This is a genomic window from Ligilactobacillus sp. MP3 (assembly GCF_024436335.1).
Taxonomy (GTDB): Bacteria; Bacillota; Bacilli; order Lactobacillales; family Lactobacillaceae; genus Ligilactobacillus; species Ligilactobacillus salivarius.
Map to the genome: position 1 here is coordinate 26,142 of NZ_JANFQI010000007.1, position 20,593 is coordinate 46,734.

Annotated in this window: 16 protein-coding genes and 1 tRNA gene; 13 read left to right on the forward strand and 4 right to left on the reverse strand. The window is 32.3% G+C overall.

What is annotated here, in order from left to right; translation table 11 throughout:
* Positions 1-3 precede the first annotated feature (3 nt).
* From NOU10_RS06305 to NOU10_RS06340, 8 genes are all read left to right on the forward strand, one after another.
* Complete coding sequence (locus NOU10_RS06305; protein ID WP_081537726.1) at positions 4-1,155, forward strand: cell wall metabolism sensor histidine kinase WalK; 1,152 nt, start codon at positions 4-6, stop codon at positions 1,153-1,155.
* A 91-nt stretch (positions 1,156-1,246) separates the two neighbouring features.
* Positions 1,247-2,116 (forward strand): aldose 1-epimerase family protein, encoded by an 870-nt coding sequence (locus NOU10_RS06310; RefSeq protein WP_086201293.1) that lies wholly within the window; start codon positions 1,247-1,249, stop codon positions 2,114-2,116.
* A 120-nt stretch (positions 2,117-2,236) separates the two neighbouring features.
* Complete coding sequence (locus tag NOU10_RS06315; protein WP_255906321.1) at positions 2,237-3,406, forward strand: MFS transporter; 1,170 nt, start codon at positions 2,237-2,239, stop codon at positions 3,404-3,406.
* Positions 3,407-3,528: 122 nt separating this feature from the next.
* On the forward strand, positions 3,529-5,289 hold the full coding sequence (locus NOU10_RS06320; RefSeq protein ID WP_255906322.1) for a 1-deoxy-D-xylulose-5-phosphate synthase: 1,761 nt from the start codon (positions 3,529-3,531) through the stop codon (positions 5,287-5,289).
* A 119-nt stretch (positions 5,290-5,408) separates the two neighbouring features.
* Complete coding sequence (locus NOU10_RS06325; protein ID WP_255906323.1) at positions 5,409-7,394, forward strand: ATP-binding cassette domain-containing protein; 1,986 nt, start codon at positions 5,409-5,411, stop codon at positions 7,392-7,394.
* A gap of 10 nt (positions 7,395-7,404) precedes the next feature.
* Positions 7,405-8,055, forward strand: a complete 651-nt coding sequence (locus NOU10_RS06330) for a TetR family transcriptional regulator (RefSeq protein WP_003709237.1) — start codon at positions 7,405-7,407, stop codon at positions 8,053-8,055.
* A 21-nt stretch (positions 8,056-8,076) separates the two neighbouring features.
* Entirely contained in the window at positions 8,077-9,810 is a 1,734-nt protein-coding gene (locus NOU10_RS06335) for an ABC transporter ATP-binding protein (protein ID WP_255906324.1), read from the forward strand.
* A complete protein-coding gene (locus NOU10_RS06340; protein ID WP_255906325.1) occupies positions 9,810-11,633 on the forward strand; it encodes an ABC transporter ATP-binding protein in 1,824 nt (607 codons plus the stop codon). Before NOU10_RS06335 ends, NOU10_RS06340 begins: the two co-directional genes overlap by 1 nt.
* 55 nt (positions 11,634-11,688) lie before the next feature.
* Here NOU10_RS06340 and NOU10_RS06345 read toward each other — a convergent pair whose 3' ends face one another.
* Complete coding sequence (locus NOU10_RS06345; RefSeq protein ID WP_003699688.1) at positions 11,689-11,829, reverse strand: hypothetical protein; 141 nt, start codon at positions 11,827-11,829, stop codon at positions 11,689-11,691.
* 112 nt (positions 11,830-11,941) lie between these two features.
* Here NOU10_RS06345 and NOU10_RS06350 point away from each other — a divergent pair, with 112 nt between their 5' ends.
* The 4 genes from NOU10_RS06350 to htpX all read left to right on the forward strand — a co-directional run bounded on the left by NOU10_RS06350 (position 11,942) and on the right by htpX (position 15,570).
* Positions 11,942-12,376, forward strand: coding sequence for a GNAT family N-acetyltransferase (locus NOU10_RS06350; RefSeq protein WP_255906326.1), 435 nt, complete (start codon positions 11,942-11,944; stop codon positions 12,374-12,376).
* 258 nt (positions 12,377-12,634) lie between these two features.
* The gene (locus NOU10_RS06355) at positions 12,635-14,014 is read left to right on the forward strand and encodes an O-acetyl-ADP-ribose deacetylase (protein ID WP_255906327.1); all 1,380 of its coding nucleotides are present in this window, start codon (positions 12,635-12,637) and stop codon (positions 14,012-14,014) included.
* Positions 14,015-14,113: 99 nt separating this feature from the next.
* Positions 14,114-14,671, forward strand: coding sequence for a LemA family protein (locus tag NOU10_RS06360; protein WP_003709245.1), 558 nt, complete (start codon positions 14,114-14,116; stop codon positions 14,669-14,671).
* Between the two features lie 11 nt (positions 14,672-14,682).
* On the forward strand, positions 14,683-15,570 hold the full coding sequence (gene htpX, locus NOU10_RS06365; protein WP_003699683.1) for a zinc metalloprotease HtpX: 888 nt from the start codon (positions 14,683-14,685) through the stop codon (positions 15,568-15,570).
* 105 nt (positions 15,571-15,675) lie between these two features.
* Here htpX and NOU10_RS06370 read toward each other — a convergent pair.
* The 3 genes from NOU10_RS06370 to NOU10_RS06380 form a co-directional block, all read right to left on the reverse strand.
* Positions 15,676-15,748: transfer RNA gene (locus NOU10_RS06370), tRNA-Thr, on the reverse strand.
* A gap of 68 nt (positions 15,749-15,816) precedes the next feature.
* Positions 15,817-18,084, reverse strand: a complete 2,268-nt coding sequence (gene helD, locus NOU10_RS06375) for an RNA polymerase recycling motor HelD (RefSeq protein WP_081530210.1) — start codon at positions 18,082-18,084, stop codon at positions 15,817-15,819.
* A gap of 123 nt (positions 18,085-18,207) precedes the next feature.
* Positions 18,208-19,233, reverse strand: coding sequence for a cation diffusion facilitator family transporter (locus NOU10_RS06380; protein WP_255906328.1), 1,026 nt, complete (start codon positions 19,231-19,233; stop codon positions 18,208-18,210).
* 318 nt (positions 19,234-19,551) lie between these two features.
* Between NOU10_RS06380 and trpS the strand changes: the two genes are divergently transcribed.
* A complete protein-coding gene (gene trpS, locus NOU10_RS06385) occupies positions 19,552-20,571 on the forward strand; it encodes a tryptophan--tRNA ligase (RefSeq protein ID WP_003699680.1) in 1,020 nt (339 codons plus the stop codon).
* Positions 20,572-20,593 lie beyond the last annotated feature (22 nt).

Consider the following 20,593-nt stretch of genomic DNA (forward strand, 5'->3'; position numbering starts at 1 on the left):
ACTGTGAAATTTCACATAACTGGTCGAGAAAAGAGTGAGCTATTAGGCGAAGGTATTTTAACAATTATATTGTTAATTCTGTTAAATATGTCGCTTTATGTGATTTTGAATCAATTGTTAGTATCTAATCCTGATTTAGCTTCAGGAATATTCCTAATCAAAACTTCCTTAGATTTTAAGTATGCACATATTCAATTATGGAGTTGGGGTTGGATATTCATTATACTTATGGCGGTAGTTGATGTTATCGTAGTTTATTGGAGATTAGTTCGACGATATCATCAAATGCAATTGAGACATATTATTAATGAGCTCCACTATATTGCAGATGGCCACTTTAATCACCGTATTCCTTTTCAATTAAAGGGACAAATGCAAAGAGTAGTAGCAAGTGTCAATGCACTTGTCGATAGTACGATTAAAGCGATGGAAGATGAAAGAGAGATTGAACGCTCTAAAGATGAATTAATAACGAATGTCAGTCACGATATACGTACACCCTTGACATCTATTATTGGATATTTGGGGCTTATTGAAGATAAACAATATCGATCTGAAGAAGATATTTTAAAATATACGCATACAGCATACCTAAAATCTAAGCAGATGAAATCATTGGTGGATGACTTATTTGAATATACGAAAGTACGTCAAACTGATGCGCCATTACAAGTACAATCTCTAGAATTGAATGCGATGCTAGAACAAATAGGAGCTAGTTTTGAATTGGAAGCAAATAAAAAGGGTATGGAAATTAATACAATTTTACCCGATAGTCCAGTGAAAATTGAAGCTGATCCAGAAAAACTTGCTCGAGTATTTAATAATTTAATCACGAATGCCTTGAAGTATGGTAGTGATGGTAAAAATATTTACTTGCAATTAACAAAAGTAGATGAAAAAGAAATAGAAATAAGGATTTCTAATGATGGAGAACCTATTCCAGAAAAATCATTGCGACAGGTATTTGATCGATTTTATCGAGTAGAAAGTTCACGTTCTAAAGAAACAGGTGGGACAGGACTGGGATTGGCAATAGCTCAAAGTATTATAGAATTGCATCATGGATATATTTATGTAGAATCTAATAAAAATTTGACTAGTTTTATTATGAGATTACCTGTTAAACATGATAATGTAGTAAAAAAATCTTAGCTTTAAATGGAAGTTAAGATTTTTTATTTTAATCATAAGTATAAGTAAATTTGATATAATAAATTTGAATTTTAAAGTAGGAGGAATAAAGATGGCTGTAAAAATTGAAAATGAAAAATTATTTGTTACGATTAATGAACACGGTGCTGAATTAGCTAGCTTAATTAATAAAAGCAATGGTATGAACTATCTTTGGAGTGGCGATAGTAAATATTGGGGAAGAAAGTCTCCGGTACTATTTCCAATTGAAGGTGCACTAAAAGATGGAAAAATGTTTGTTGATGGGAAAGAATATCGTATGGGACAACATGGATTCGCTAGGGACATGGATTTTGAAGTTAAAAAACTTACTAAGGAATCAGCATGTTTTGAATTAAAATCCAATACAGAAACACAAGAAAAATATCCTTATGATTTTATTTTTCGTTTAATCTACGAACTAAAAGAAGAGACTTTAGTTGTAAAGTATGAAGTAGAAAATCCTAGTGATGGTGAAATGTTTTTTGGATTAGGAGCACATCCGGCATTTAGTGTTCCTTTAGGTGAGGCTGCTTATGGTGATTATTATCTTGAAATTACACCAGAAAAAACGCGAAAAGTTTTACCCTTAAAAGGTGGATTAGTGGATAATATTAATACTATTGATGGAGAATCTAAACTAGAAATCAGTCATGACTTATTTGCTAAGGACGCAATTATTTATGATTTAGGCGAAGAACCTACAAAATTTAGTTTGAGAAATACTAAAAATAATTACGGAGTAGAAGTTTTCACTCCAAATTCTAAGTTTGCAGGAATTTGGTCGTCTTATCCAGCTAAAGGACAATTTGTATGTATTGAACCTTGGTGGAGTTTAGCAGATACTGTATATACAGATGGTAATTTTAAAGAGAAATTTGCAACTAATAAATTAAATGGAAAAGAAAGTTTCGATGCGTATTTTGAAATTACAGTATTTTAAAATACTAATCACTCGATTTATAAGAATATAATTATTCATTTTATTATTAATAGCAATGAGCTATAATGTTTATTGGTTAATTTCAATAAATTATTTTATAAGTGAGAGGAAATGAATTTAATGAAAAAATCAATAAAACCAATAGTCTCATTGATCTTACTATATATAGGTTACATGCTTCTATTTGCTGATAGAACTGTAATGAATATCTCTATGGCATACATAGGAAAGGAATTTCAAATTAGTCCAGCCGCATTGGGTGCGACGGCTAGTGCCTTCTTTCTAGGATATACCTTAATGCAAATTCCAGGAGGTATAGTCACTGATATATTAGGTAGTAAAAAAACGGTTATAATATCTCTGATACTATGGTCTTTACTAACAGCTTTTACAGGCTTAGCTACATCATTAATGACATTAGTTGTAATCAGATTTTTATTTGGTTTGGCTGAAGGTCCTTATCCATCAGCAGCTCTAAAGCAAATTTCTGAAGAGTATGATAAGAGTGATCGTTCACAGGCTACATCAGTTACAATTTCATCAAACTATGCCGGTGCAGCTATTGCTCCATTAATTATTGTTCCAATTATTGCTAGTCATGGTTGGAGAGTATCATTTTATTTCTTAGGAATTCTAGGTTTGATATTAGTTGGTCTATATTATTTAATTGAGCGACCAATTAAATCTAAAAAGGAAACAACAACTGTTAAAAAAATTAATTGGCGTGAAATTGATAAAAGAATATGGATTTTTGTAATAATAGGTTTAGTATTGAATGTTATTACAAAAGGTTTAGAAACTTGGATGCCAATATACTTCTTACAAGCTCAACATATTAATTTAAAGAACTTAGCATGGTTGGTTCCATTGCCTGTAATAGCTGGTGGTATTGCAGCATTTATTAGTGGCTTTGTAATGGTTCATATTTTCCGTAAACGTGAACGTTGGATGATCTTTATTTCTTCATTGCTAACACTAATATTTATGTTTGGAATGTATAAATCAACTACACTAGTATGGATTGTCATTTTTGAAATTTTAGTATATTTCACAAAATCTCTAGCATTTACAGGAATTTTTAGTTTTGTTGCTCAGATCTTAGATGAAAAGACTTATGGATCTTCAATTGGAGTTGTAAACTTCGGTGGTCAATTAGGTGGATTTATAGGACCTCTATTGATCGGATGGTTAGTTCAATTGTCAGGCTCATATAGCGTTGCCTTTGTAGGTTTAGTAGTATGTGCTCTAATCGCAGCAATAACAAGTACATTTGTAAAAAATATTAAATAATCCCAAATTATTGACTATCGGAGACGAGGTCAATGATTTTTTTATATAATGCTTATTCCTTGACTTAAAGTTAACTTTAAGGTGTATGATATTTTTATCATTATTGAGAGGTGAAATTTTAAATGAATCAACATCCAGATTATATTTTAAATCAAATTAATAGTCCTAAAGATGTAAAGAATTTAACAATTGATGATTTAAAAAAAGTAGCTACTGAAATTAGACAATTAGTTGTAGAAAAAGATGCCGCTATTGGTGGACATGTTGGCCCTAATTTGGGTATCGTTGAAACAACTATTGCTTTTCATTATGTATTTGACTCTCCTAAGGATAAGGTAGTGTGGGATATTTCACATCAATCATATCCTCATAAAATGTTAACTGGACGTAAAGAGGCATTTTTAGATCCAGATCATTATCGCGATGTTACAGGATACAGTAATCAAGATGAAAGTGAACATGATTACTTTAAAGTTGGTCATACTTCTACATCTATTGCATTGGCTACAGGAATGGCTAAAGCAAGAGACATGAAGAATGAAAATGGAAATATTGTGGCTGTTATTGGTGATGGCTCTATGAGTGGAGGTTTAGCTTTAGAAGGGCTAAATAATGCTGCTAAGCTTAAATCTAACTTAATAATTATCTTCAATGATAATCAAATGTCCATTGATGATGTAAATGGTGGTATGTATAAGATGTTCACTGAATTACGTGAAACAAATGGACAAAGTTCTAATAATCTCTTTAAGGCTATGGGCTTGGATTATCGTTATGTTGATAATGGAAATGATTTAGAAACAATGATTTCTGTTTTAGAAGAAGTAAAAGATATTGACCATCCTATTGTTGTTCATATCAACACTTTGAAGGGTGAAGGATATCAACCAGCGATAGAAAGAAAACGTGAATTCCATTGGCATGTACCATTTAATGTTGAAGATGGTTCAACTAAAAATGTAGCAACAGGAGAATCATATAATAAATTAATTCTTGATGAGTTAGGTAGACAAATTGATGATGGTAAACCAATTATGGCTATTAATGCTGCAATACCAGGTGCATTTGATTTAGTATCGTTCAAGGAAAAATACCCTAATAATTATGATGACGTTGATATTGCTGAACAATATTCTATCACATATGCAACAGGATTAGCTGCTAATGGTGCAAGACCAGTAGTCTTCCATAATAGCACATTCCTTCAAAGAGCGTACGATCAATTAGAACATGATATGGCATTAAATGGTTATCCAGTTGTTATGCTAGTAAAAGGTGGGCACATTACTGAAAACTCTAATACACATCAAGGAATTTTTGATATAGGTATGATTTCTAGCATTCCTAACTTGGAATATTTAGCTCCAACAAATGCAGAAGAATTAATTTCAATGTTACGTTGGGCATTAACACAAACTGATAAACCGGTTGTTATTCGTGAACCAATTACTGAAGTACAACATGGAGAAGCAGACGATGATTATACAGAGATAAATTATCGTATAGCAAACCAGGGAGAGAAAGTAGCAATTTTAGGATTGGGTGCATTCTATAAATTAGGTGAAGATGTTCAAAGAAAGTTGAAAAAAGTTTTGAATATCAATGCTACATTGATTAATCCAATTTCTGCTACAACACTAGATGTTGAAACTTTAAATAATTTAAAGAAGGATCATGAATTAGTTGTAACACTTGAAGATGCAAGCATGGTTGGTGGCTTTGGAGAAAAGGTAGATCACTTCTATGCTGATTCTGAAATGAAAGTTTTAAACTTTGGTGCTCAAAAGGAATTAACTGATATGGTTCCAGTTGAAGAATTGTATGATCGATATCATTTAAATCCTGAACAAATTGTAGATGATATAAAAAGAGTTATAGATTAATTGTGAAAATAGATCTCTATATAGAGGTCTATTTTTATTGCAATTATAATTTTAAAATGATATTATGACAATGTGTCATATGACAAGTTGTCACAATAAATCTGAAGGGATTGAAAAAAATGCCAGTAATGGAATTAAAAAATGTTACTAAGACATATAAGATGGCTGGTGGAGGAACCTTTGAAGCCTTGCGAGGAATTAGTGCAAGTTTTGAAGCTGGAGAACTAGTAGCGATCGTCGGTGAATCAGGGTCAGGTAAATCTACTTTAATGAATGCAATTGGTGGATTAGATTCTGATTTTGGTGGAGAAATTATTTATGAAGGAAAGAATTTACGTAATTTTTCAACTCAAGAATTAGTTGACTATCATAAAAAGAGTATAGGATTTATTTTTCAGAACTTTAATTTGATCTCACATTTAAATCTAATAGATAATGTTTCAATGGCGATGACATTATCAAATGTAAGTGAAGATTTTAGAAAAAAACGTGCTAAAGAATTATTACGCAAAGTTGGATTAGAAAAACACATGTATAAAAAGCCAGATCAAATTTCTGGCGGGCAAAAACAGCGTGTAGCTATTGCACGTGCATTGGTTAATGATCCTGATGTAATTATTGCTGATGAACCTACAGGAGCCTTGGATGCAGAAACGACAGATACCATTCTCGATATGATTAGGGGAATTGCAGAAGAAGGTAAATTAGTTTTAATGGTAACCCATTCTGACAAGGTAGCCTCTCATTGTAGTCGAGTTTTGAGAATAGATAATGGTGAGTTAATCTCAGATGAGCATCAATTGGACTTGGAATACACAGAAAGTACTCGTGAAGATATTAAAGTAAAGAATATGAGTATGTGGAAAGCGATTAAGCTAGCATTTCTAAATATGAAAGCCAAGTTAGGAAGAAATTTACTAGTAGCGCTTGGATCTAGTATAGGAATTATGTCAGTAGTATTGATGCTGGCTTTAGGTAAAGGTGTAACAAGCTATGTAAGTAGTACTATGAAATCATATACTAACCCTAATATTACTGAAGTTCATAAGAAGAGTAGTACTCAACAAACGACAAAAAATCCACAAAATATGAGTCGTGAAGAGATAGCTAAACAACAGCAAGAGAATATGGCTGCTTTAACGGGGTCAGGAACTAATACAGGTTTTACAAAAAAGGATATAGAAAAGTTAAGTAAGATAAAACATGTAGATAGATATCAAAAAGGTTATAGTTCATTTTCACTAGGAACTAATACAGTTAAATATAATAATAAGCAAGCTAGTTTAATGATGTTGCAAACAATGTCTGATAGTATTTCTAAATCAAGCATTGTGGAAGGAAAAGTTCCTAAGAATAATCATGAAATAATGTTAGATAGAGCTACTGCAGATTTACTAGGAAAGAATATTTTAGATAAAGAGGTTACTTTGACTTTGAAGATAGGTGAAAAGACAATTACACAAAACTTTAAAGTAACAGGTTTATATGAATCACAAAGTCAAAGTTCAAGTACAGTTTTCTTTACTTATGCAGGTTTACAAGACCTATATAAGACAAACCAAGAAAAATTATTGCCAAATGTAGTATATCTACATACAGCTAACAAAGACAACACTAAGATGATTAAGGACAAAGTAAAAGATCTTGGTTATACAGGTTCAATGCAAGAACAAATGACGGAAATGTTTACGAAAATGTTGAATATTATTACTTGGGTATTAACTGCTATCGCTGCTGTTTCATTAGTGGTTTCAGCAATTATGATATTGGTAGTTTTAAATATTTCTGTAGTTGAACGTACAAAAGAAATAGGTGTACTTAAAGCTCTAGGTGCTAGAAGAAAAGATATTAGAAGAATATTTGCTTCTGAGGCATTTTTAATTGGAATTACATCAGGAGCAATTGGCGTAGTTGTAACTTATGTTCTAGGTTTCTTCATTAATAACTTTACGAAAGCGGCTTTCGAAGTAAATGTTGTTTCCATGACTACTAAATATGCAATAGCTGGAATAGTTATTAGTGTTGTTATCAGTATGATTGCCGGAATTTTACCATCCAATAGAGCATCTAAGCTAGATCCAGTAGAAGCTTTACGCAAGGAATAGGAGAGATTTTATGCCAAAAGAAACATTTTTTGGAATTGATAAAGAAAAGCAGAATCGCATAATTCAAGCGGCAATTAAGGTATTCTCGAGTCATAACTATAACGATTCTTCAATTAATGAAGTTATAAAATTAGCCAAAATCCCTCGGGGAAGTTTTTATCAATATTTTGAAGATAAAAGAGATCTATATCTCTATATTGCTCAAAAAATTATACAAAACTTTAGAGATGACTTTTTTAAAGAATTAGATGAACAAAATGGAGATATTTTTGCGACTGTAAAAATAGTCTTTCCAAAACAGATTCATGAAGTACTAGGAGGAGAATATTCTAATTTTTATTACTATCTATTACAAGCAAGTTTTATGAAGGATTTTAGACAAAAGGAAGTTAAATCCAAGGATAATAGTAAGCATGGTTGGAATGTGAAACAAGATTTTGATGTTATATATAAAATGATAGATAAAGAAAAATTAAAAATAAAAAGTCGAAGTGACTTTGATATGTTTATCAGAATTTTAATTACCCCATTTATCATAGTAATAACCGATACATTCTTGCAAATGAAGCATGAATCAGACATTCCTAAAATAGATATTGAAGAAAAAAAGCAAGAATATTTACACAAATTAGAGTTTATCGAGTATGGTTTTTCTAAATAATAAATAGAAAAGAGGAACAAAATGGTAAAGTTGATGCGACGAAATTTAGATTGGTGGGCAATTATTACTGCTACTATCTTTTTAGGATTTCAAGTGGTGTGTGATTTAAGCTTACCTAATTTGACATCTAACTTAATAAATAACGGAGTAGCTAAAGGAAATGTAGGATATATTTGGCAAATAGGTCTTCAAATGCTGGGCCTGACTTTAGTCGGCATTTTTGCAGCAGCAGGAAATGTATATTTTGCTTCTACTCAAGCACAAAAAATGGGTGCCAGATTAAGAGGAAAGATATTTAAAAAAGTTTTATCCTTTGGAAATTATGAAATGGATAAATTTGGTTCTTCATCATTAATTACTAGGACGACGAATGATGTTATGCAAATTCAAAACGTTACAATAATGATGTTAAGAATGATGATTATGGCTCCTTTAATGCTAATTGGTGCAAGTGTAATGGCATATTTTAATGAAAAACGTCTAACTAGCATATTCTTAGTATCTATTCCAATATTACTAATCGCTATTGGATGTGCTATGTATTTTGCAGTGCCGTTATTTCAAAAATTACAAAAACAAATCGATAGAATTAATTTAATCTTTCGTGAAGGATTAACTGGTGTAAGAGTAATTAGAGCTTTTAGACAAGATAAGTTTGAACAGGAAAGATTTGATAGAGCTAATAAAGATTATACAGAAACAGGGATTAAAGTTTTCAGCATTGTTTCCTTAATGTTTCCTATTATGACCTTAGTTTTGAATGTAACAAATATGGGAATTATTTGGTTTGGAGCTAAGTTAATAGCTAACCATGAAATGCAAGTAGGCAATTTAGTAGCTTTCATGACTTATGCCTCAATGATTTTATTTAGCTTTATGATGCTATCAATGATTTTTGTATTAGTACCAAGAGCGGAAGCAGCTGCTAAACGTATTAATGCTGTTTTAGAGATAGAAAATTCAATTAATGACGTAGAATCAGAAATAGGTCGTGACAGTGATAAACTACAAGCAAGTCTAGAATTTAAGAATGTATCATTTAGATATCGTGGTGCAGAAGATTTAGCATTGGATAATTTATCTGTAGATGTAAAAGCTGGAGAAACATTAGCTATTATTGGTGGGACGGGATCTGGTAAATCTACATTAATTAATCTTATTCCTCGACTATACGATGTAAATTCAGGAGAAGTATTGGTTGATGGAAATGATGTCCGAAAATATAGCTTACATGATTTGCATGACAAGGTAGCATTCGTTCAACAAAAAGCAGTACTTTTTAAAGGAACTATTCGTTCGAACTTACTAATTGGAAATCCTGAAGCAACTGAAGAAGACATGTGGAAAGCTCTAGAAATAGCTCAAGCTAAAGATTTCATTTCAGACTTACCAGATGGATTAGATGCTGTTGTTGAACAAGGCGGGGATAATTTTTCTGGTGGTCAAAAGCAGAGATTAGCAATTGCACGTGCAATTATCAAACCTGCTTCAATTTATGTATTTGATGATTCTTTTTCTGCGTTAGACTTTAAAACAGATGCTAAATTACGTTTAGCACTACGTCAAGATGAGAGAATTAGCAAAGCAATTATAGTTATTGTAGCTCAAAGAATTTCAACAGTTACTGGTGCAGATCATATTGTTGTTTTAGATGAAGGCAAGGTAGTAGGACAAGGCACACATAAGGAATTATTAACTAATAATACTACTTACCAAGAAATTGTTGAATCACAGATGAAAGGAGCTGCAATCTAATGCAAAGACATGGCGGTAGAATGAAAGGACCAAAAGCGGAAGGTGCAAAGGATTTTTGGGGAACCGTAAAACGCTTAGTAGGATTTATGGGGCCTTGGAAATGGGCTTTTGTATTAGTATTTATATTTGCGATTGGGTCTGTAATTTTTCAAATTATAACTCCTAAGATCTTAGGTGGAGCGACGACTGAAATCTATATTGGAATAAAAAAAGGCTTAGCAAGTGGACAAAGTATCGGAAAATATCCAATTGATTTTGTAGCCATTAAACGAATTTTAATGACGGTAGCCGTTTTATACCTAGCTTCAGCAGCTTTATCTTTTATACAGCAGTTAATGATGGCTAATATTTCTCAGAAGGTAGTTTATCGACTTAGAAAGGCAATGAAATCTAAGATGCAGTATTTGCCAGTTTCATACTACGATACTCATTCTAATGGAGATATCATGTCTAGAGCTGTTAATGATATGGATAACATAGCGGGAACTTTGCAACAAAATTTGGCCCAACTTGTAACAAGTACAGTAACATTTGTAGGGGTCTTCTTCATGATGCTATCTATTAGTTGGAAACTAACTTTAATTGCTTGTATTACAATTCCGCTAGGCTTAACCGTTGTTTCATTGGTAGCTCCCCGTTCACAAAAATATTTTGTTGCACAACAAAAGAGTTTAGGATTGTTAAATAATCATGTAGAAGAAAATTATGCCGGACACACAGTTGTTAAAACTTTTAATAAAGAAAAAAGTACAATTGAAGAATTTGAAGCTGAAAATGAAAGATATTATAAAAGTTCATGGAAGGCGCAATTTATCTCTGGTTTGATAATGCCATTGATGAATATGGTAAAAAATATTGGCTATGTTTTCGTTGCAATAGTAGGTGGAATACAAGTCGCTAATGGAACTGTTACATTAGGAAATGTTCAAGCATTTTTGCAATATGTAAACCAATTTACTCAACCAATTACACAAATTGCTAATATAGCCAACACGATTCAGGCAACAGTAGCTTCTGCAGAACGAATCTTTGAAATTTTAGATGAAGCTGAAATGGACACTAATCTAAAAGATAACAATGATGATAGCCAAGGTAAGTATAAAATTAGTTTTAATCATGTGAACTTTGGATATACTTCTGATAAACAATTGATGAAAGATTTTAACTTGAATGTTAGTCCAGGTGAAAAAGTGGCAATTGTTGGTCCTACAGGTGCAGGGAAGACAACGTTAATTAACTTATTAGAACGTTTTTACGATATTAATGGTGGTAGTATAAAACTTGATGGACAAGATACTAGAAGTATGTCGAGAGAAGAAATTAGATCTCATTTTTCAATGGTATTACAAGATACTTGGTTATTTACGGGTACAATTTATGACAATATAAAATATGGAAATGAGCAAGCTACGGAAGAAGAAATTATTGCAGCAGCTAAGGCAGCTCATGTTGATACGTTTGTTAGACAGTTACCAGACGGATATCAAACTATCCTAAATGAAGAAGCATCTAATATATCACAAGGACAAAGACAATTGATAACAATAGCTAGAGCATTTTTAGCTAATCCTGAAATTTTGATTTTAGACGAAGCAACTAGTTCTGTTGATACGCGTACAGAAATTCTAATTCAGCAAGCAATGGAAAAATTGTTAGCTGGGAGAACAAGTTTTGTAGTTGCTCATAGACTTTCAACAATTAGAGATGCAGATAATATTATTGTAATGAATCATGGATCTATTGTAGAAACAGGAAATCATGATACCTTAATGGAAAAAGATGGTTTTTATGCAGACCTATATAATAGTCAATTTGCGAGATAATAAAAAAGATGGGCGAACCGCTCATCTTTTTTGTTTGCAATCGTAATAAGATTAATTAATCGCGCAAGCTTTTAGCATCAGCGTCGATCTTAGCAAAGCCAGAACCATGTGATGACTTGTTAGGATTCTTAGCACGGGCTTCCATAGCCTTACGAGCCATAGCTTTACGTTCTTCCTTACTCAACTTTTGAGCCATACTTGTCGCCTCTTTTCACGATAGCTAAGTTAGTGTAATATATTATATATCTAACTACACATTCATTATAGTTTTTATAATAAGTAAATTCAAGAATAATCAGAGGTAAATTATGTTTGAAGTAAAAAATTCTAATAAGTTAGATTCACAAGTTTATCGAGATAGTTTAATTATTAGAGAAGATGTTTTTGTTAAGGAACAAGGTGTTCCTATCGAAATAGAAATTGAAGGTGAAGAAGGTCCAAAGTATTACTGTGGATATGTAGATGGTAATTTTGTGACTTGTGCGAGAGTGAAAATAGAAGATGGTGGAGTTTGGCATATTCAAAGAGTAGCGACCTTAAAAGATAGTCGTGGAAAAGGATATAGTTCAAGTTTACTTCGTAGTATTGAGGAAGATGCGAGAAAAGCAAAGGTGCCATATTTAACATTAGGTGCTCAGGATACAGCGCAAGCTTTTTATAAAAAACTTGGATATGAGGTTGTAGGTGAAGGATTTATAGATGCAGAAATGCCACATCATCGAATGGATAAGAAGTTAGTTTAAATTTGATTTTTAATCTAATATAGGTTAATATAAAGTAGATGCGATGAGTCGAGAAGAATCAGACAACATTTTGTTGTTTCGCTGCGGCGACTAGTGATTATTTTCATTAAGGCAGAGTACAGATGTTACCGGATTGTAACGTACTTGCTTGATGTAGATGTGAACTGCATCAACTTATTCATGTGAATACTGCCGCATAAGTCAGAGAAAGTAATTCTCTGACTTTTTTTGTATAATCGAGCGTTTGGGGTGATTATTGTGAGTGAAACAATAGAAAATTATATTTATTGTCGTGTTATTTTTGAAGAAAATGGGAAAAGTTATTATTATCTAACCGATGATGAAGAAATAAAGCCTTTAGATTTAGTAGTTGTGCCGGTTGGTATTGATGGGCGTGAAAAAATAGCACAGGTGATAAAAGTAGAAAAATATACCATACATACTGTTCCGTATCCCTTAGATAAAATAAAAAAGATTATTCGTAAATGTAAGTTAACAGATTTTAGAAAATTAGAAAATAAATTAGCTGAAGATAAGTTAAAGCGTGAATCGGTAGATGATGAAGAATTATCAATTAATTTATTGAACTTAGGAGTACAAGCTTATCGTCGAGGAGATTATGAAATAGCTAAAGAATATTATGAGGATGCGGCGCAACTTGGAAATAGTCAAGCAGCCTGTAATTTAGGTTATATTTATGCTTATGGAAGAACTGGTGTAAAAGATAGTGAAAAGGCATTTTATTATTTTGTCCAAGCATCATTAGATGGAAATAGTAATGGTAGTTATAAAGTAGGCGATGCATATTTTTATGGTGATTTTGTAGAAAAAAATAAATTACTAGCATTTAAATATTATCAAATATCAGAAGAACAATTAGGGCCAGAAGATCTTGATATTCGTTCGGATATTTATTATAGATTGGCACTCTGTTACCACCAAGGCACAGGGGTTGTTCCTGATGATATGGGCGCCTTAACCTATATTAATTTGGCTCAGACAAGTGCCTATTATGATAGGTTAATTGGAAAGTATAATTATGAAGAGTTAAAAAGAAAAATTGAAAATTTACGTGAAAAGATTTTATTAAATTTAAATCATGTAGATAATAAAACAAAGATTAGATTATTGAAAGCAGATATAACAAAAGTTGATAATGTTGATGCAATCGTTAATGCTGCTAATACTAGTTTACTAGGTGGTGGAGGTGTTGACGGTGCTATTCATCGCGTAGCCGGGCCATTATTATTAAAAGAATGTCGCCAACTAAATGGCTGTGAAGTTGGACAAGCTAAAATTACATCAGGATATAATTTACCTGTGGAATATGTTATTCATACCGTTGGGCCTATTTGGAAAGGTGGCAATACTGATGAATCCCAACTCTTAGCTGCTTGTTATAGAAATAGTCTACATTTAGCCCAAAAATGCAATATTAGAAAAATTGCATTTCCAGCTATTTCAACAGGAATTTATGGATATCCAGTTGTTGAGGCCACTAAAATTGCATTTCAAGTTGTTAAAGAATATGTCCAAGATAATCCTGGAGACTTTGATTTAGTGGAATTTGTTTTATTTGATGATAGTACTTATAATGTCTATCTCAAAGAAACAGGAAGTAATTTGATAGAATTGTAATATTTTTGTAAAAAAGTACTAAGCTTAGTTAAAATTATTTGATGGGAATATATTTTTTGTTAAAATAATAGTTAAATAATATGATATGGAGGAATTTAAATGGGCTTAATAATCGTAATAGCATTGATTGTAATTGTTGTTGCTGTATATATATCAATGTACAACGGATTACAACGTGCAAAAGTAAATACTGATGAATCGTGGAGTCAAATTGATGTTCAATTGAAGAGAAGAAATGATTTGATTCCTAATCTTGTAGAAACTACAAAAGGATATGCAAAACATGAAAGAGAAACATTGTCCAAAGTTGTAGAATTGAGAAATCAAATGGTGGCACTGCCAGCAGACGTTGATCCACAAAAGAAAATGGAATTATCTAATCAGTTGACAGATTCTTTAAAATCTATTTTTGCTTTAGCTGAAAATTATCCTGATTTAAAAGCTAGTCAAAACTTCACTCAATTACAAGAAGAGTTAACAAATACTGAAAATAAAATTGCTTATTCACGACAATTATTTAATAGTAGTGCAGCTGTATACAATCAAAAGTTACTAACTTTCCCTTCTAATCTAGTTGCGAAGATGCATCATTTTACAAAGGTAAATTACTTGGAAATTCCTGCTGAAGAAAAGGAAGCACCAAAGGTATCTTTTTAAGAGGTAGTTAAATGTTATATCAACAGATAGCAAAAAATAAACGCAAAACTGTTCTAGTAATGGCGGGCTTTGTATTTTTAGCCGGACTAATAGGGGCAGCGATTGGATACGCCTTTATGGGAAGTGCTCAAACGGGTATTATTATTGCAGTTGTTGTCGGCATAGTTTATATGTTCGTGATTTTAGGTCAATCAACAGATGTAGTAATGAGTATGAATAATGCTCAGGAAATAACCGAGCAGCAAGCTCCTGAATTATGGCATATTGTAGAAGATATGGCGATGGTTGGCAAAGTACCGATGCCTAGGGTATTTATCATTGACGATCCTAGTCCTAATGCTTTTGCTACCGGGCCTGATCCTGAACATGCGGCAGTGGCGGCAACAACCGGGATTCTACAAAGACTTAATCGTGAGGAACTAGAGGGTGTAATGGCACATGAAGTTTCTCATATTAGAAATTATGATATTAGATTACAAACATATGCTTTGGCCCTTGCCTCTGTAATTTCATTCTTAGCAAATATGGGAATGAACGCGATGTGGTGGGGTGGAGGTAGACGCGATGATAGAGATAATGGTAATGCTGGTCAAGTTATAATGCTATTATTATCAGTTTTAGCAATTATCTTAGGACCGTTAGCGGCATCTATGGCTCAAATGGCACTATCAAGAAATAGAGAATATTTAGCTGATGCATCGGCTGTTGAACTTACTAGAAATCCTCAAGGTTTGATAAATGCTTTAAGAAAAATTTCTATGAGTGAACCAATGCAAAATGCAGATCCAAGTAGTGCTTCGATGTATATCGCTAATCCGTTTAAAGATGGCTCATGGACACATCTTTTTGACACACATCCACCAATTGAAAAGCGAATTGATAGACTAGAACATATGTAAAAATAGTTAAGTGCAGTAGTTCAATTGTGAGCTACTGTATTTTTTTTGTAAAAAAATACCAGTCAATAAAAGACTGGTACATTATCATATTCAATTAATCATAAAAGCCACTTACCGGGCTTGAACCGGTGACCCCCACCTTACCATGGTGATGCTCTACCTACTGAGCTAAAGTGGCATCAGACTTACCAAAATAGTATATTATATTATACTATTTTTGGCAAGCATAATTTGTTACAGTAAAGATTATAAAGTAACGGTTGACTTAGTAGTGTATAAATCAGATGGAATACTCATAATTAAAGATGATGGCTTTCCACATGAAATTAAAGTTAGTCTGTGCATCGCACGAGAACAAATTGTGTATAAAATTCCAGTATCATTTATTCCAGAATAATTATCATGTGAAATATCATAAGCTATAACATCATCAAATTCCAATCCTTTAGCAAGATAAATTGGTAGAATAACGATACCCTTAGGCAATGAACGGTCTTTATCTTCTAGTAAGGTGACAGAATCGAAACTTTTACGAAGTTTTTGATATAAGAAGTCACTTTCAGATTGGTTTTTAGTTATTAAAGCAACCGGGGAACTTAAATCACGTTGCTTTAATTCAAGTTTTAATGCATGTAATCCATTTTCTTTAGAAGCGATAATTAATTCAGGTTTTTTACCTTGGCGTGTAAAAGCTTGAATTTCATTGCCATCTGGTAATAAAGCTTTCATAAAATTGGTTATTTGTTGTGTTGAACGATAACTTTTATTTAACTTGATGATACGCGATTTTTTGACATTGAGATGTTTGTTAAAGTAATCTAGTAACTCTTGTGGTGTTCTAAACTCATTGAACAATGCTTGTTCACTATCACCTAAAAGAGTGAGTTTAGCATTAGGAAAAATATACTTTAAATACATTAATTGTGGCAATGTGTAATCTTGCATCTCATCAATGAATAGATGTGCAATAGCTTGATTACGTCCACTACCTGTTAGTAAATCACGTAAATATAACAGAGGAGCAGCATCAACTAAATCTATTTTATGAAACTCCAAATTTTGATTAAAAAGGTCAACAGCTTCTGGTAATTTATTGGCTAAAAAATCAGAATATTGAGCATAGTAGTCAATAAAATAATTGTTATATAAAGCGTCATATACGGGGGCAAAGCGTTTTTTTACGATTTTTCTACCAATGTAAAATTCTTCATCATCAATTGCTTGAAAGGCATGACGTCTTTTAGTACCAAGTAAATCATAGTATTCTTCATCTGATAAGTTTTCGATTTCACTACGAACCCAATCAGCTTGAGCATTTTCTTTAATTTTTCTGTTTAATTGTTTAATAAGTAAGTTTTTAGTTTCAGCAAATTTTTGACTAGGTTTCATAGCCTGTGGAAGTTGGGAATAGATATCATGAATTTCATTATGACTAAAGAAAATCTCGGAATCTAGCATAATGTCAGTAAATCTTAGTTGGGATGAGCTAACATTTTGGACATATTCTTCAACTGTATGCATAAATTGTGGATCTTCCTTAATACTTTCAATTGAATTTGTTTTTTTAGAAGAAGTGATCTTCTTTTCATATTTATCAAAGAGACTTTCAACTTGTAATCCCTCAAAACGATTATTAAGAAATTCTGCCAAAGTAATTTGGCGCATGTTTTTCTCACCTAAACTAGGCAACACTTCAGAAATATAGTGACTGAATAAAAGATTAGGTGAGAAAAGCACAATTTGTTCAGCGTTAAGTTTGTCACGACTGTGATATAAAAGAAAAGCAATTCTTTGCAAGATAGCAGAAGTTTTTCCAGAACCCGCAACTCCTTGAACTAGAAGCAAGTCGTGTTTAACATCGCGGATAATATCATTTTGTTCAGCCTGAATAGTAGCAACGATATTACGCATGTATTCGTCAGAATGTTCTCCCAAAACACTCTGTAAAATTTCATCACCAATTGTTTCATTAGTATCAAACATATTAGTAATGACACCTTTTTTTATAGTAAATTGACGCTTCTTTTTTAATTCAGCAAATTGTTCTCCCATAGGTGTTTCATAGGATACAGGGCCAAGTGTACCATTGTAGTAAATAGAAGAAATAGGGGCACGCCAATCATAGATGAGAAAATCTTGATCTTCATCTACTAATGAAGATGTTCCGATATAAAGAGTTTCAGAATCCTCTTCTCCGTTCTCATGAATATCAATTCTACCGAAGTAAGCAGAATCTTGTAGAATTTTTAGAGTGGATAATTGTTTCTTTAAAATTGTTTCGTTTTCAATCGTTTTTGCAACTAAGTTCTTTTGTTGTTGAATTTCGGCGTTTGTTTCCATTTGATCATCAACTTCATATGTATTGACTCTAGCGTTTTGAACATAATTTCTTTCAACCGAAGTAGTTTCCTTGTGAGCTTTATCATATTCAATTTGAGTAGCATCTAATTGCTTTTGAATTTCATTCATTACATCATCTACTCTTTTTTGTTCCAGAGCTTTTTCATTATCCAATTTTAATCACACCTTTTACTAAAGAATAATGCACATTATCTTAACATGTAGATAAGATTAGTAGCAAGTATTTGCCACCTAAAGAAAAAAAGTTCAAATTGAATTAATCAATTTAAACTCTTTTTAAAATTTATCCTTAATTTCATCGTCACCAATTGAACTCGGATCAGGAATAAAAGCAACATCAGTATCCATAATCCCAAATCTATGATGCATAATTCTTTCAATATTTTCTGCAATACGATAACTATCTAAAACGGACATTTTAGCATCAACCATAACAACAATATCCAAACTAACAATATTGCCATTATAGTGCGCCTTCAGTTCAGAAAGATGAGCTACACCTGGAACGCTTAAAACAACATTTCGATATTCTTCTTCAACTTCCGGATCAAAATAATCTACTAAATTAAGACTGCTATCCATAAAGATTTTAAACCCAGAATATAAAATGAATAAACCAACTAAAATACTAGTAGCACCATCAAGCCAGGTGATCTTAAATATTAAAGCACCGGAAATAGAGATTAGAGTACCAATACTAGTAAAAGCATCGCTTAAACTATCTTGAGCAGAAGCACTTAAAGCTGCATTTTGCAATTTTCTACCAGCTCTGCGATTAAGATACCAAACAATTAACATGATTACAGTAGCGATACCAGCCCCAACAAGAGCAATTGGTTCAGGAATGACACGTTTATCTGGTTTCCAAAGATTAATGATACCAGTGGAGATAACACTGATGGCAATCCCAATCATAACAACTCCAGTTACAAGGGTAAAGACTGTTTCATATCGGAAACGTGTAAATTGAACTCTTTGATCATTTCCTCTTTGCGACATATTCAATTTAGGCAAGGGAGCCATTCCAGCAATGTCATCGTCATCAATGTCTCTAGCAATATGAATTCCTATCATTAATAACATTGTAGATACGATTCCAGAAATATTATTAAAAGCATCAGCACGTAAAGTTTGAGAGTTACTAATTTCAGCTAAAAAATATTCAATGATAGAAATTGAAAGATATGCTAAAACATTCAGAATTAAATGACGCCAAGCAGCATTTAAACTGTGTAGCTGTTTCAGTTGTTCTCTTTCCCAATCTTCAAATTCTTCTTGTAAATGTTTCTTAATTTTACTCATGTATATCTTCCCTCGATTAAGAAAAGTAAATATATTTCTATTATAAAGCATTTTCATTTTACTGTTAATAATCCTTTACTTTAGTTGAATAGTAAATTAGAATGGAAGAGTAATCTTCATTGAACAAGTAAAGTAGATGAGCAATGACAGAGAGCTTAGGTAGCTGAAAATAAGCAAGTAAATCGAAGTGGGGCTTGGGAGAAGAAAGTAAATTTGATATCTAATTAAGTGGCATTTTATGCAAATTAGGTGGTACCACGGCTTTGTTCGTCCTATTCATATTTATGAATAGGACTTTTTTTATTAAGGAGGATTTTTATGGCAAAAGAAATTATTTTAACAGGTGATAGACCTACTGGAAAATTACATGTGGGACATTATATTGGTTCATTGAAAAAACGTGTTTCTATGCAAAATTCAGGAAAGTATGATTCATACATTATGATTGCTGATCAACAAGCTTTGACTGACAATGCACGTGATCCTGAAAAAATAAAAAATTCATTAATACAAGTAGCATTAGACTATTTGGCAGTAGGACTAGATCCTAAAAAATCAACAATCTTTGTGCAATCACAAATTCCAGCATTAGCAGAATTGAATTTGTATTACTTAAACTTAGTAACTGTTTCACGTCTTGAACGTAATCCAACTGTAAAAGCTGAAATTCAACAAAAACATTTTGAACGCTCAATTCCAGCTGGATTTTTCACTTACCCTGTTAGCCAAGCTGCTGATATTACAGCTTTTAAGGCTAATTTAGTTCCAGTTGGTGATGATCAAGAACCTATGTTGGAACAAACTCGTGAAATTGTAAGAACCTTCAATTCAATTTATGGCGAAGTATTAGTTGAACCTCAAGGTGTATTTGCACCTAAGGGATCTGGACGTTTACCAGGTTTAGATGGAAATGCAAAGATGAGTAAATCTTTAAATAATGCTATTTACTTATCTGATGATGCTGATACATTACGTAAAAAAGTAATGTCAATGTACACAGATCCTAACCATATTCACGTAGAAGATCCAGGAAAAGTAGAAGGTAATATGGTCTTCACATATCTTGATATTTTTGATAAAGACAAAGACAAGGTTGCAGAATTAAAAGAACAATATCGTGCTGGTGGATTAGGTGACGTTAAGATTAAGCGTTACTTGAATGAAGTTTTAGAAGCTGAATTAGGACCTATCCGTGCTAGACGTGAAGAATTTGCAAAAGATATTCCAGCTGTATATGCAATGCTTAAGGAAGGTAGCGAAAAAGCAAACGAAGTCGCTAATAAAACTTTAGAAGAAGTACGTAGAGCAATCGGAGTAAATTACTTCGACAATATTTAAGTAGAATTGCCATATTTATTAA